At 62.7% G+C, this 12,977-nt stretch carries 13 protein-coding genes; 2 read left to right on the top strand and 11 right to left on the bottom strand.

Annotated elements, in window-relative coordinates:
- Positions 1-60 precede the first annotated feature (60 nt).
- Positions 61-795 carry an XRE family transcriptional regulator gene (locus AC07PT_RS08845; protein ID WP_494656461.1) on the bottom strand — a complete coding sequence of 245 codons (735 nt, stop codon included), beginning with the start codon at positions 793-795 and terminating at the stop codon, positions 61-63.
- A 134-nt stretch (positions 796-929) separates the two neighbouring features.
- Here AC07PT_RS08845 and AC07PT_RS08840 point away from each other — a divergent pair, with 134 nt between their 5' ends.
- Complete coding sequence (locus AC07PT_RS08840; protein ID WP_494656460.1) at positions 930-1,382, top strand: hypothetical protein; 453 nt, start codon at positions 930-932, stop codon at positions 1,380-1,382.
- A 316-nt stretch (positions 1,383-1,698) separates the two neighbouring features.
- Here the strand turns inward: AC07PT_RS08840 and AC07PT_RS08835 are convergent, their stop codons facing one another.
- From AC07PT_RS08835 to AC07PT_RS08820, 4 genes are all read right to left on the bottom strand, one after another.
- Entirely contained in the window at positions 1,699-2,094 is a 396-nt protein-coding gene (locus AC07PT_RS08835; protein ID WP_494656459.1) for a hypothetical protein, read from the bottom strand.
- Positions 2,095-2,166: 72 nt separating this feature from the next.
- A complete protein-coding gene (locus tag AC07PT_RS08830) occupies positions 2,167-2,415 on the bottom strand; it encodes a hypothetical protein (RefSeq protein WP_494656458.1) in 249 nt (82 codons plus the stop codon).
- Positions 2,416-2,417: 2 nt separating this feature from the next.
- Entirely contained in the window at positions 2,418-2,672 is a 255-nt protein-coding gene (locus AC07PT_RS08825) for a hypothetical protein (protein WP_494656457.1), read from the bottom strand.
- Positions 2,673-2,675: 3 nt separating this feature from the next.
- Entirely contained in the window at positions 2,676-2,960 is a 285-nt protein-coding gene (locus AC07PT_RS08820; RefSeq protein WP_494656456.1) for a hypothetical protein, read from the bottom strand.
- Positions 2,961-3,225: 265 nt separating this feature from the next.
- Here AC07PT_RS08820 and AC07PT_RS08815 point away from each other — a divergent pair, with 265 nt between their 5' ends.
- Positions 3,226-4,005: a hypothetical protein gene (locus tag AC07PT_RS08815; RefSeq protein WP_494656455.1), complete on the top strand. Its 780-nt coding sequence runs from the start codon at positions 3,226-3,228 to the stop codon at positions 4,003-4,005.
- Between the two features lie 494 nt (positions 4,006-4,499).
- Here AC07PT_RS08815 and AC07PT_RS08810 read toward each other — a convergent pair whose 3' ends face one another.
- From AC07PT_RS08810 to AC07PT_RS08785, 6 genes are all read right to left on the bottom strand, one after another.
- A complete protein-coding gene (locus AC07PT_RS08810) occupies positions 4,500-5,057 on the bottom strand; it encodes a terminase small subunit (protein ID WP_494656454.1) in 558 nt (185 codons plus the stop codon).
- Positions 5,058-5,072: 15 nt separating this feature from the next.
- The gene (locus AC07PT_RS08805) at positions 5,073-9,827 is read right to left on the bottom strand and encodes an LPD38 domain-containing protein (RefSeq protein WP_494656453.1); all 4,755 of its coding nucleotides are present in this window, start codon (positions 9,825-9,827) and stop codon (positions 5,073-5,075) included.
- Positions 9,828-9,829: 2 nt separating this feature from the next.
- Complete coding sequence (locus AC07PT_RS08800; protein ID WP_494656452.1) at positions 9,830-11,185, bottom strand: hypothetical protein; 1,356 nt, start codon at positions 11,183-11,185, stop codon at positions 9,830-9,832.
- Positions 11,185-11,586: a tail fiber domain-containing protein gene (locus tag AC07PT_RS08795; protein WP_494656451.1), complete on the bottom strand. Its 402-nt coding sequence runs from the start codon at positions 11,584-11,586 to the stop codon at positions 11,185-11,187. The genes AC07PT_RS08800 and AC07PT_RS08795 overlap by 1 nt, the downstream gene beginning before the upstream one ends.
- Positions 11,587-11,636: 50 nt before the next feature.
- Positions 11,637-11,837 (bottom strand): hypothetical protein, encoded by a 201-nt coding sequence (locus tag AC07PT_RS08790; protein WP_494656450.1) that lies wholly within the window; start codon positions 11,835-11,837, stop codon positions 11,637-11,639.
- A gap of 337 nt (positions 11,838-12,174) precedes the next feature.
- Positions 12,175-12,957, bottom strand: coding sequence for a hypothetical protein (locus AC07PT_RS08785; protein WP_494656449.1), 783 nt, complete (start codon positions 12,955-12,957; stop codon positions 12,175-12,177).
- Between the last annotated feature and the right edge of the window lie 20 nt (positions 12,958-12,977).

Here is a 12,977-nt window from a genome sequence, read left to right as displayed (position 1 = left end):
TTTTGAGCAGGCCCCTATTCGAGGAGTCGCCCCACAGCGAGCGCACCAGGGTGTCCAGCATTACAGGCCGCCTTCTCCCGCGACATGCACCACGCGCCCGATGATGTGCACGTGCTCGAGCTGGCCCGGCATCAGGTCGATGGGGGCGAAGTCTGGGTTGTCGCTCTTGATGCGCAGGCCGCCGCCGGGCAGTCGATACAGACGCTTCACGCGCGCGCCGCCGTCGTACCAGAGGCCGAACACCTTGCCATCAACGATCTCTTTCTGGGAGGTGTCCACCACCAGGGCGTCGCCATCCTGGATGCGGCTTTCCATGCTGGGCCCGTCCGCAGTCATGCATGCCAGGTGCACGGGCTTGAGGCCCTTCTTGCGGATCCAGTCAGCGCGGAAGGCCTGGGGCTGTTTCTCGTCCATAACGATCTCGACACCCTCATGGCCATTGCCGGCCGAAAGCTCGACGCCCAGGCGCCGGATCAGGGCGAACTCGCCTTCAGGCAGATCGTCCTCATGCTCCCACGTCAGGATGGGGCGCATTTCCGCCTGTGCCTGGTCGGCACCGCTGAACAAAACGGACGTGTCGGTGCCCAATGCCTTTGCCAGCTTGCACAGGATGTCAGTTTTCGGATTTACCGCGCTGCGCATGATGCGGCTGATCGTGGTCTGGCCGACACCAGAGGCTGACGCCAAGGCCGCCTGCGTGTTGAGAATGGGGTGTTCTGCCATCAGACGTGTGAGCGCCTGGCCAATTGCCTTGTCGGGGTCAGTCTTCGATCTGGTCATCATCGAATACTGCACGAAACCCCTATGCATATGAGGCTGCTTGTCTAGCCTTTAATGGCTCTACATGAGCAAGTGGAAATCCCCAAAATGCCCCGGCTCCAGGTGGTTCTATCTCGTGGGGCCCCAACATCCCGCGCCATGACCACTTCATGGCAAAAGTGCCTAAAGTGCTCGGCGAAGCAGCTCCTGAATTTTTAGGAACTGCTCCTTACACCAATGGCACAGGTGCCCAGGTCTCTCGCCAGATCTACAACTTCCCCAAGCGCGAAGCCTGTCTGATGGCCAAGAAGCAGCGCCGGCTAACCTGCGAACGGCACCGTACCAAAAAAAGGGGATCGGTGGCAGGCCACTCGGGTTCTTTCCGAAATCGGAAAAAAGATTCCCGCTTGACGCTGCCGGTCTTGGGCTCCAATTGCCCAACAACCAACTGCCCCAGACGGGAACGAACAGATTCTATGTCCGGGCGCACAATCCGTCCTTGGTCACGCGTGACATGCCGCACCAAAAGCGCCAATGAAAAACAACCGCCCACCGGCGATGCCCCCGCCGCAAGCCGGCCCAGCACCTGCACCGGCCTGGGCTCCAAGACAGTTGACGACTGAAGAGATCGCGGCGCTTCGCCAGGACATGCGAGAGAAGGCCGAGTACCTGAGGAAAGCCTACCCTGGGCTGCGGATTCGGGGAGAACAGGAAGATGCATCTCAGCATGGCGACGGCACCACCGCCACGGGCCGAGCCTGGCCCCGGGGCTCGTTCGTGTGCGAATCCTGCAGGGGTGCACGCACATGCAGAACTCTTGCATGCAGCAGATGGTTATCTAGATGGTGTCCGGGAGACGGACAAGGCGATGCAAAAAAAGGGCCTGCATAGGTCCGGGAGACGGACAAGCAGGATCGTTGTCTTGTCCGGGAGACGGACCTATGCGAGGGCAATCTTGTCCGTCTCGCGGACAAAGGGTGTCAATTTTTCAGGGGGACTGATGCGCTGATACGCCCCACGTTCGAACAGCTCGATCGCGCCGACGTCAAAACCAGGATGCCTGTCGAGCGCGCGCCAGGTGATGGCGTACCAGCTCGCTTTGTTCGGACGTTGGCCCTTCACGGTCTCGAAGAGAAAGCCCGCCTCCTGCAGTTCGACCTTCGCCCGGTGGATGACATCAGCCGATCGCCACCCCCTGGCCGCGAGGTGCGGACGTGAAAGCAGCAGCCGGCCGTTGTTGTCCCGCACCAGTTGCCGGGCGAACTCCAGCAGCAAAGCTTTCGCAGGATGGCTCAGCGCAACGTAGGCTGCGCAATCGAGCACCGACCAGGGCAAGGCCACAAATCCGCCAGGATCGCGTCCTACGTCGATTCGGCGCCCGCCCTTGTTTCGTCCGTTGGCCACCGCTCAGGTGCCGTACCCGAGTTTCTGATTCAGCGCCGCGGACTGGGCGCCTGGGTCACTCAGCGCGGACGTCATGACGCCCGTCAGCTCCTTGAGGCGGGTGCCGATCCCCAAGATCAAGAACTCGAGGTTCTCCGGGTCGCCGGCCGAGCGCGCAGCAATGAGGGCGTTCACCATGGCTTCCATCTGGAAGTTGGCATTGAGGGCGACGGTCACGCGGTCGCTGCAGGGGGTCCAGGTCTTGGTGCTCATGATCAGGCCTCCTGCTGGGCTTCTTGCTTGCGCTGGGTGATGTGGCGAGCCTGGTGGTTCCAGAGCTCAGGCCGGATGTTGCTGACGAATCGCCGGATGATTTCCCGCCCGACACGTTCTGCAAAGTCGCAGGCCTCGGCATCGCCGAAGGGAGCCGGGTTGGCCTGGGCAATGTGCCAAAGCTGGGCCAGGTACTGCTCGTCCCAGTGCTCCAGGTCGCTGCTGTCGATCTCGAAGCGGATGATGGTCTTCGCCATGGCTCAGGCCCTCCCGCTGTCGTTGGCTGCATGGCCTGGGTGCACGGCCCGCAGTTGGTTGATGGCGGCCAGCGCCTGCACCGCCTTGCGGCCAGCCCCGGGCACGTTGCTCTCCGCCTGGTTCAGGTAGTACAGCGCCATGCGCAGCGAATTGACGGCGCGGGCGTGGGTCTGGATGGGATCGAAGGTCTCCGCAATGTTGCGGACACTGGTGGGGGTTGCGGTGCCCAGGTTTGGGCGAGAAATCGGCGCAGCGCAGCGGCTGGCCTCGGTGGATACCGTGGTCATGGGTCAAGCTCCTGATCGAGACTGAATCCCACCAGCCTTGTTCTTACGCAAGACGGGTGGACGGGATGTTAAGAACACGCGATCAGGCGTGCGGCCACCCTTACGGGGAGGCCCATCCCGTCCGAAACCACGCGACGAGGCCTTTCGGGGCCCATCGACGAAATATAGGGGCGTGACAAAGGCTCCTATCGGGGAGCCTGCACCGCTGATCGAAAGGTGTTCTTAAGCACCGCCCCTGTTACTGCAAGGGCGTTGTGAATGTAGCATGAATTTCCCTCCGGTGCTTGCGCCAAATTCCATTCGTCGCGACGGTGCGAATGAAAACCACAGTTATCCACAGGCGTTTCATTCGTTCTTTTCAACATTTTTTCAAAACCCGCTCGCCCTAGCCAAATTCGGCTACACTTGGCGAATGAACTACCTCTACAGCCCAAAATCAGGTCGCCACAGCGCGGTCATTGTGGCCGTACGTGAGCGCTACCAAAAGGTCCACCAGAGCATTCCAGACCTCACTGCAGAAGTTGAACGGGCGCGAAAAGCGGTTGAAGAGGCCCGACTCCGTTTGAACGAGGCAAAGGATGAGCTTGCCGAGTTGGGTGACTATTTGGAACGCCACTTGGAGGCAAAAGAGCTTGAGCTTGATTCAGCCCAATCTTCAGGGGCAAAGCGAATGGCCGCTTTTGATATTGAGGCACGTGTGGAGTTGCTTCTCAGCCAAACCTCACCGCTAAAGACCAGCGAAATTTGGTCATTGTTGTCGGAGCAGGGTGTTGAACTCTCGGCCGCGAACCCAGTGCAGCGTATCTCTCAGATCTTGTCCGAGAGTAAGCGCTTTCAAAATGATCGTGCGCGCGGATGGAGCTTGGTTGAAAACACGAAGGAGGAGGCAAGTCGCCCTGAGGTTCGCTTGTCGTATGGAATAGAGACGGCGGCAAGTCAAGTCATACTGCCACCCTTGCCACAAATTGATGTAAGCCAGCGGGTTGCATCATCAATCGACGCGATAGAGCATCTGCCGATCCCTCCAGCAAAGGACTCTAAATGAAATTAGTTTGCGCGCCCGGTTGATTCGAGCCACCCGACCGGGCCGGATAAGAAGAGGCCCCTGAAGTGCACGTCTGGCAGGATGAAACACAACAGGGGCCGTGGTGGCCAAATGGCGCTTTGGAAGGCTGGACCTAGACCGTCCAGGCCTTCTTCGACAAGGCGGTGAGAGCATAGCCTTCCACCACCCAGGTCAAATTCCTTGTTCAGGAGCCCTGGATTCTAGACCCTCTAGGAGACTTGGGCAAATTGTGCTCTCGCAACCACTTTGCATAAGAGGTAGCGAATGGCAACATACCGCACCCCTGGCAAGGATGTGCACGTCTGCGCATACGTTCGTCGCCGGTTCAACCGAATCGAACACGTTTGCTCACACTGGCGTTCACACCCCGGCCAACTGAGCCTCTTCTGAGGATCCGAAGGGCGGCCCGTGAAAGCGGGTCGCCCTTTCGTCTTATGGAGATCAGTTGAGGGTGAATCGTGTGAATTCAATCCCTAACCGTCGGCACTGTCATTCACCTCAGGCCAAGGCCGCACGGCCCCTACGACGTTCCCCGAGAGACTGCGCAACAACTCCACCAGCGGGTCGGCCTTCTGCCGGTTGTCCTTCTCGTACAGCCCCAGGTACTTGGCCAGCTTCTCCAGCGCGCCCAGCTTGTCGTGGAACTTGTATTCGATGCGCCCGTACTCATCGATCTTGAAGCTCTGCACCGCGGCGGCCGTCTCCTGATCCAGCTCGGACGGAATGAGGATCTTGCCGCTGGCATCCATCACTCGGCGGATGTCCGAGAAGGCCACGCGCCGCAGCTCCACCAGCGCCTGGGCCTGATCAATCACCGCTGCCTCGGCGGCTTCGGCACGCAACTCGGCAATGCGCGCCTTCACCTCGGGCATCTGCATCAGCTCATGCGCCGACTTGCTGATGGTGCTGGGCAGGGTGTCCGGGGCCACATCGTAGGCCCGGCGGTAGGCCTCTCGGGAATTGCCTGTGGCGAGGTACTCGATGCAAAAGCGTTCTTGCTTTTGGGTCAGGGTCAGGTCTTGATCAGTCATGGTGTTCACCGCTTGTCATGGTTGCGGGGCTGCGGCCTTGGCCGTGGCCTTGATGGAGGCCTCGGTCTCTTTCACAGCCGTCTTGAGCAGCTGATTGCGCTCCTCCGTGAGCTTGTCCAACTTGGCGCGCTTCTCTTCAGGCGTGTCTGCTGAGCGCCTTATGGCGCGCATCTCCTGGTTGATGCTGGCCAGGGACTTGGAAGCCACCTCCAGGGGGCGATATTCACCGGCCATGGGAGCCTTTTCCTTGTCGTCGGCGATCTCCGAGCGCCCGATCTTGTCGAGCTCGCGCAAGGTGCCGCGCAGGCGGGAGGCTTCGCCCAGCATGTCGTAGAACTGGGTTTCGTACTTCGTGTGCTGGGCCGGCTCCTGGGCATAGAAGCGGCGCACCACCGGCAGCTGATCCGTGCGCATTGCCGGGGTCTTGTCGTCGAAGAATGCCTTGTCAGACAGGGCCAGGCCATACATAGCGAAGGTGTTGAAGTAGCCGCGCAGCAGCGCCTCGGTGCGCACTGGGTTGATCTGCAGGGCCTCGGGCAGATCCCGGGTCGCCATGCCGGCGGCCTTCAGCGTCTCGCTGGTGGTGGGCTTGGCCCGCAAGAAGGGCTGCATGTCTTCCATGCCGGGTGTCTCGATCGGTGCCTTGGTGAAGCCGGTCCGGTTGGTCGCCTGCTCGTACAGGGGGGCCAGCAGCTGCGGCATGAAGTTCAGATTGAAGGTCGCCCCCAGGATGCGCGCGAAGTCGCCCCCCAGGCCGTGGGCGTCGTCGTCGACCAGCTTCTCCACGGATCGCTCCGCCACCGATGCCAGGGCCCCGACTTCCCAGATCTTGGGGTACCGGAAATGTTGGTCGCCGACGAAGAAATGCCAGTGGCTGTCTCGGTCCCAATCGGGCAGGTCCTGATACCGCGGGTCGCTACGGTTGTACAGGTACAGCGCCGCGCTCATCAGGGCCAGCATGCCGGCCTTCGTGGCGATCGCGCCCCGGTTCGGGTCATGGGCAACACCGCGGAAAAGGCGATCCATGGAGACTACGGCCGGCCGCAAGAACATCACCGTGTCGTACAGGAAGCCCAGGGGCTTGCTGTCCCCTCGCATGGCGAAGTCGGTCGAGATCTCGCGCGCCAGGTAGGCCGCATGGCGAGGGTTCACACCGCCGTCCACGGCCCGCTTGTACTCGCCCAGGCGGGTGCTGGACTCAAAGGCGTCGCCCAGGGTTTCGATGAAGCCCAGCAGCTTCTCAGGCGTGTTGAGGACGGTCTTGTAGCTGATGCCCTGGCTCTGGTAGAAGCGCGAGAGCTTGGCCCGGAACTTGGCCTCATCGAGGAAGATGCTGGACAGGCCGCCACCATTGGCCACGAACTCGCGATAAATCGGGTCGTTGGTCACGCGCAGGCGCATGCCGTTCAGGCTGTCGATGATGGGGCGGAAGCCGGCCCTGCTCATCACGCTGCCCATGATCGTGTCGCGGGCGATGTTGGCCACCATGAAATCTGGGGTCATCGTGATCGTGGCCTGACCCACCCGCTTGGGCAGGCCCAGCCATTTCGTGATCCAGGGCGGCGGCTCGCGGTCGATGGCCTGCAGGGCGCGCAGCAGGATGGGGTCGCCCACCTCGTGCCACACCGGCTTGCCGTCCTTCAGCACCGCGACCACGTTGCCCCCGCCGGGCGGCATGTTGTGCTGCATAAGCTCCAGCATGCCGGGCGAGTCCTCGAACATCTTCTGCAGGTGCTCGCGGGCCCGGGCTGCAGCCGGCGTGGCGGTCGCCCCCTTTTCCAGGCCCACCGACTTCAGCAGGGCGTCGATGACGGCCGTCTTGTCTACCTTCATTGGGCGTGAGCCGGCCTCGATCTTGGCCATGAACTTGCCGCCCTCGGCCTGGGCCGCCAGGTCGGCGATTTTCTGGCGTGCCTCGTTCTTGACAGCCTTGTCGATCAGCATGGCGGCGTTGGCCGTCATGTTGCCCAGGATGTCCCGAATGTTCTCGGTGCCACCGGTGAGCGCCTTGATGCCGCTCCAGTCCCCTGGCTTGCCCCGGAAGCCGTCGGCCTGGGCCACACGGTGGAAGGGCAGGTACTGGGTGCGCTGCCACAGGGCCCGGGCGGCCGGGTTGATGATGCCCTGCTGCTCGGCAAAGTCGAGGATGCCGCTGTTCCAGGCCTGGTACTCGCTGAAGGCCTTTTCGAACTCGGGTGTGCGCAGCCTGAGCATGGCGTCGATCTCGCCGGGCGTGAAAAGGTGTTCCCGACCCTGGGCCGCCAGCTCCCGCGACGAGCGCCCGACGAAGTACAGCAGGGCATTGTCGAGGTCGCCGGCCACGGGGCGCAAGATCTCTTCAAGGCCTTTGCCCTTCCAGGTGAATGACCCATCCGCCTTCTTGACAGGCGCACCGTAGCGAATGGCGCCATCCGCGATGCTCTGGGCGGCCCGGGACAGGCGGGCCGATTCGTAGGCCCCGTTGGGTGCGATCTTGCCGCCGTTCAACTCGCGCTCCATGCGGTACACACCGTGCAGGTCGTCCACAGTGGCCTGGCGGAAGGCATCCCAACGGCCATCCAGGGCCCCGCTCAGTGGCCGGTGGTCGCCGATCTTGGAGCGCGCCCGATCAAGCGCATCCTGGGCGAACCAGTCCACCATACCGGCCTGGGCTTTCTTGATGGCCTTGCCGTATTCGTGGCGCCCCAGGAAGTCCTCGAACCACTGATAGAACGTCGGGGCCCGCATCTTCGCCACCTCGGGCTGGGTCATGTAGTGCCGGACGAACTCCGCAAAGCCCTCGTAGATCTTCTTGCTGTCATAGGACAAGCCGCGCAGCTCCTCCCGGTGCAACTGCCAGTTCTTGCCCTCGATCCAGGTCTTGCGGATCTCGGGGGTCCGGTGGTCGATCAGGTGGGCGATTTCGTGGGCCGTGGACTCGAGGTCAGCGTGGCGCTTGACGCGAACCTCTCCTGTCGCCGGCCGGAAGAAGCCCATCACACCCTTGCCCTTCACGCGCCCTTCGTAGACCCCCGTATCCAGCGCTTTGAGGAAGGGCACCAGGATGTCTTCGCGGCGAATCGGTGCGGGGCGAGACCCGCCGCTGATTTCAGCGCCCGGGGGATGGCTGGGGGCCGGGCCAGCACGATCGTCGATGAAGCCGACGTAGTTGGCACCAGGTGCAAAGGCATTGGCCTGCCCATCGCCCGGCAAGGTGCTGTCTGCAGCTGGTGGCCGGCGCCGGCTGGCAGCCTCCACCTGGCTGAAGGCGACATCGTTGCCCAGGTGCAGGTCTGTCAGCGCCGCTCCGGCAGGCCCATAGCCTTGATTGCCGAGGCGATTGCTTGCCGCATTCGGGGGTTCGACTCCAGCCGTCGCACCAGTAACCGGGTCTTCTCCAGCGTAGCGCCGCTGGGTGTCAGGGGCATGGTCAGCGGGGCTGTGACGCGGGGTCTCGGCATGGTTGGGGCCTTTCTCTGTCGAAAGTTGATTGATGAGGTCCTGCGGCAGTCGGCCGCCCTCGGCCAGGTGCTGCACGATGGCCAGGGTTTCCGGGTGCAGGCTCTGCACGTCGACGCCAGCCTGGGCCAGGCCTTCGCCCAGATCTGCGCCGGCTTGCTTCAGGCCCGCCAGCTCGCCGGCGGCGCCGGCCATGTCGGGCGCCAGGATCGCGGCCTGCTGGTGGGGTTGATCGGCGCGCAGGCGCACGAGAACCGGCTTTTTGATGGTGGCCACCTGCTCAGGGCTCAGGCCGAACTCGCTGGCGTTGTCAGCCAGCCAGGTGCGGTAGTTCTCCGCCTTCTGGCCGTTGGCCTGGTAAACGCGCTTCAGGGCGACCGCGCGGGCGTTGCCTGCCTCCACGACGCCATCGGAGCCCACCACCGGCGCGCCGCTGGCGTCGTCGGCGGCCTGGCCGAGTCGCTGGGGATCGAAGTCCTGCACGATGGCCCGCACGCGATCAGCAGCATCAACCCGCTCCCAATCCGGCCGGCCCAGTTCTGCTGGGTAGTCAGGGGTCGGCTTCAGCAATGCATCATGCGAGGCGCGCAGCTGGTCTGCATCGACCACAGCAAAACGTGCGTTGGCCACCGGTGCGGGCTCTACGTTGGCCACTTGACGGGCCGGGGCGGTATCGCTGGCGGCTTCTGCCAATGGGGTGAATTCGTATTTCGCTGCGGGCGATGTTGCGCTGCTGGGGGCGCTATCAGGAACATCACGGGCAGCTGATGGGTCTGCGCCAGGCGCGCTCCCAGATCTGCCTATGGCGCGCCTGCCGGCCCGCAGAGCGGGATCGATCGCCATCGGCAGGGCGTTGATCGCCGTGTCGGCTGCCGTGGCCAGCACCGGGCTGCCTGTGGCGTCCAGCACCTTGCCACCCACGTATTGACCGCCCTCGGCCAGCTTTTCGAAAGGGTAGGCCACGACCTCGGCAGCTGCCTTGCCCATCTCGCCGCGCGGCTGGTAGGTCAGGGCATCGCCCACCTGGTGCACGACGTCGGCGCCCGTCTTGTCGGTCAAACCCACCACCCTGCCGGCTTCGGTGGCCAGGCCGGCCAGCCCGGCAGCGGGCAGCGCGACAACCTGGCTGGCCAGGTTCAAGCCAGCTTCGCCGAGGGCAGTCAGTGGGTTGTTGAGCGCGATGGTTTTGAGCACGCTGGGCTTGGAGTCCTCGATCGGGGTAAACGCCCAGCTGCCACCATCGTGGCTGCCATTGGCCTGGGGTGCCTTTGAATCAGATGCCAGTGGCTGGAACTCCCAGCGTTGGCCGGGTTGAAAGCGCATCTCGGGCATGTTCACTCCTTTGGCCCAAAGCGACCGACGACCTTGCCAGTGCCATCCAAGACCTCAAAGCCGGTACCTTGAGCCTTGCCCAATCGATACCCCTTCGCCTTGAGTGCTGGGTCAGCATCGAAAAGCGCCTGAGCCTGTTGCTGCCCGCTGGTCTGCGATGGCGCCTCCGCGCGTGGCGCCGGCGCGTTGAACGCGTCGTCTTCCCCCACCTTGCGGCGGCGGGCCAGGGCCGCGGCGCGAGCCAGACCTGGGTCGTAGTCGGGGTTCTCTCGGCCGGTGTTCGTGGCCTTGGACGTCCGACGGCGAATCTCAGCAGGGTTGAGTCCTTCAATCTGCTGGCGGGCCGCGTCGATCTCGGCGTTGCTGCGCTCCTGCGCAAGCGTGAGGGGACGCGGCAGGCTGATACGCGCTGCGGAATTGGCCACACGCTCACCACTGAGGCTTTCAAGCGCGCGGTGATGGCGCTCAGTCTCAGACTGCTGACGCTCGTGCACAGCCATCTCCCGGCCTTTGAATTTGGCGTCTTCCTCCCGCTTGTTGAGGTCACGCAACCATTCGAGCTTGGTCCGTGGATCCAACTGGCTCGAGTCGTACAGCAGCCGTTGCACGCCAGCGGGGCTGTTTTCGTAGGTCAGGCCCATGTCGCTTTCTTCGCCGTCCTTGGTCGACATGAACTTGACCGTCTTGCCGTCAGGGGACACCACCGGCCGCACAGTCGCACCGGCAAGCCCACCGGCACCGGTCTCGGAGAGCATTCGTGCCGCACCTTGCCAAGGGCCAAGCCGCTGAAAGTTCTCCAGCATCGAGCGATTGAACTTGTCGTCAGCCTCTTGCTGTTCAGTCCGCTGGATCTGCATGGCGCCGAGCTTCACCTGCTGATTCGCCCGCTCGAAGGCCGCACCACGCTCAGGATTGATGCCGCGCAGCACGGCACCGATGCGGGTGTTTGCCGCCTCGGGGGTGTTGAACTTCTGGGCGGCCCCTGCCGCCTCGGCTTCAGACCCAAAGGTCTGACCACCAGCAGCCCAGCGGGTGGGGGTGACTGTGGTTTGGATGCCCATGCGGGCAGCTTGGCGCGCATCACTGCCGGCGGCGCTGGCGTCGTCGTACTGAACAGGCTGATCCTGGCCGAACTGCACCTGGGGTGCCGCACCGGTCACGGCCGTGGGCGCAGCAGCTGCGGAGATCTGTGCGCGCTCTGCATCCTGCCTGTCGGCGTCGGCCTTGTCGCGCGCCGCGCGATCGAGCACGATCTGATCCATCTTGTCCTGGCGCTCGCGGTTTGCCTTTTTTTCCTCTTGGTTCATGTAGCCGGTACCAAAGCCAGCGATGAAAGAAACGAGTGAGTTGTTGGCCATCAGATACCTTTCGTGCCGCGGCGTACGACGATGCTGCTTACCTTCTTGTCCAGGGCCTTGATGGCCGCCATGGCAATACCGTTCATCGAGATCAGATCGATGGCCTTGCCGCCCGGGGCCACCTGGTCGCCCACCTCGGCCTGGACATCCTGGGCCATGGGCCCCACGTGTTCGCCGGCATCGCCCTCGCCTGGCTTGTAGGACCACTTGGAGATCGGGATCTTGCGGATGGCCTGCAGGGCCTGGTTGCCATCCACAGGTTTGATGTCTTCCTTGGCGTTCTCGTCGCTTTTGGCGTAGCGAAGCTTGAACGTAGCAGGCTTCCACACCAGGCGGCCTTCTCGATCGGCCTCGCACCACAGAGCCACGTAGAGGATTCGAGCCAGTGGGGAGAGGCTCACGATGTCCTCGGAAGAGAAGAACTCCGGTTTGATGGTTCTGATCCGGGCCATCACTGGCCCCCGATCGGGCCCAGGCCACGCAGTGTGTGGCGGGCGGCCACCTCGGCGAACATCTTGATTTGCGCCTCACAGGCGGCCGGGCGGTCGCCCTGCAGCATGGCGAGCTCGATCTCGATGCCCGCCACCTGGGCCAGCAGCTCGTGCCGGCGATCGCGCAAGGCCAGCAGTTTGGTTTGGTCGGGGGTGCTCATGCCACCCCCACGAGTTCCTTGATCTCGGCGGTTGGCCAGGCCAGCCGGCCGTGCACACGAATAGGCCGGACGGGACCGTTTTCCAAGCACGCCCAACCACGCAGGGTTTGAGGGCGCCGGTTCAAGTAGTAGGCGGCCTGCGAGGTAGTGAGCGCAGGTGTCGTGACCTGCTCCAACGTGGGAAAGATGGTGTTTGGTTTCATCGGCCTGCATCTCAGAGTGTTGAGGTGCAGCGATGTTTTTTCAGCAGGCCAATTCTCCCTAGCTTGCCGGCCTTGTCGTGGCCGTATCAGAGCTATCGAGGCCCTATCGAGGCCTAAACAGAACTACGTGATGCCTACCGATTCGCAGTCATCCGACTAATTGCACTGCTGATGCTCCGGATGCTTGCGTGTTCCGTGTTGCCATTGCTATCGTAGTAATCGATCCCGTCAGGCAAGACCTTCGCTATTTCTGGGGGCGTCTGAGCTAGCCATGCATCAATCACATCCCTCGCCTTTGGCAGTGATGTGCCCAGACGATGCGCATCGGAAAGCAATTGATACAAAGGTCTGGTGTACCCGTGGTAGCGCTGGGGCTTGTGGATCGACCAAGCAGGTTGATGACATGACTGCAAAGGCTCTTGAGGTCTCACGGCCTCCCCGACATTGGTCGACTCCTCCAACGCGGAAAGATATCGGCCGAACCACTCCACCGCCAGTGATTCGAACTCCGGAGGAATCATCGGGTCGAAGTCTAGGGCGCACTCAGGTTCTGCCTGCTCGCCAGCATCGTTCCATCCGAACTCAGCAAGGTAACAACGGGCCAGATCGTCGCGCCATACAAATGCCCCGGCCGGAAGTGCAACGATCGACTCTTGGCGCCATTGTTGACGCTCGAGATTCTGATCCTCAAGATCTTCAATCTTGCAGACGACAGAATTTTCCCAAAACGCCTCTGCAATTTCCCGCGGCCCCCCTGACTCAAGCCGGTAGGCAACTAGGTCGGCGAAATTTTCAAACCCCTCATTCCGAGCCAGTGCACGGGCCACCTCATCGGGACTCATGGTCCAATGACTCAAGAACGGAATGGCCCGCACAGGGACCGCCTCACGGCCGGCGATCATCAAAGTCAATTTCATGGCACCCCCTCGGTGCGCCC

Source organism: Curvibacter sp. GW821-FHT09D12, assembly GCF_059416245.1.
The sequence above is the reverse complement of the archived record's forward strand: the minus strand, read 5'-3'. Positions and strand labels throughout refer to the sequence as shown.

What these genes read in the sequence shown, in the direction of transcription:
- AC07PT_RS08840 (WP_494656460.1), top strand. Translation starts at nt 930, where the DNA reads ATGGCAAAAGTGCCTAAAGTGCTCGGCGAAGCAGCTCCTGAATTTTTA.
- AC07PT_RS08830 (WP_494656458.1), bottom strand. Translation starts at nt 2,415, where the DNA reads ATGAGCACCAAGACCTGGACCCCCTGCAGCGACCGCGTGACCGTCGCC.
- AC07PT_RS08825 (WP_494656457.1), bottom strand. Translation starts at nt 2,672, where the DNA reads ATGGCGAAGACCATCATCCGCTTCGAGATCGACAGCAGCGACCTGGAG.
- AC07PT_RS08820 (WP_494656456.1), bottom strand. Translation starts at nt 2,960, where the DNA reads ATGACCACGGTATCCACCGAGGCCAGCCGCTGCGCTGCGCCGATTTCT.
- AC07PT_RS08815 (WP_494656455.1), top strand. Translation starts at nt 3,226, where the DNA reads ATGAATTTCCCTCCGGTGCTTGCGCCAAATTCCATTCGTCGCGACGGT.
- AC07PT_RS08810 (WP_494656454.1), bottom strand. Translation starts at nt 5,057, where the DNA reads ATGACTGATCAAGACCTGACCCTGACCCAAAAGCAAGAACGCTTTTGC.
- AC07PT_RS08805 (WP_494656453.1), bottom strand. Translation starts at nt 9,827, where the DNA reads ATGCCCGAGATGCGCTTTCAACCCGGCCAACGCTGGGAGTTCCAGCCA.
- AC07PT_RS08800 (WP_494656452.1), bottom strand. Translation starts at nt 11,185, where the DNA reads ATGGCCAACAACTCACTCGTTTCTTTCATCGCTGGCTTTGGTACCGGC.
- AC07PT_RS08790 (WP_494656450.1), bottom strand. Translation starts at nt 11,837, where the DNA reads ATGAGCACCCCCGACCAAACCAAACTGCTGGCCTTGCGCGATCGCCGG.
- AC07PT_RS08785 (WP_494656449.1), bottom strand. Translation starts at nt 12,957, where the DNA reads ATGAAATTGACTTTGATGATCGCCGGCCGTGAGGCGGTCCCTGTGCGG.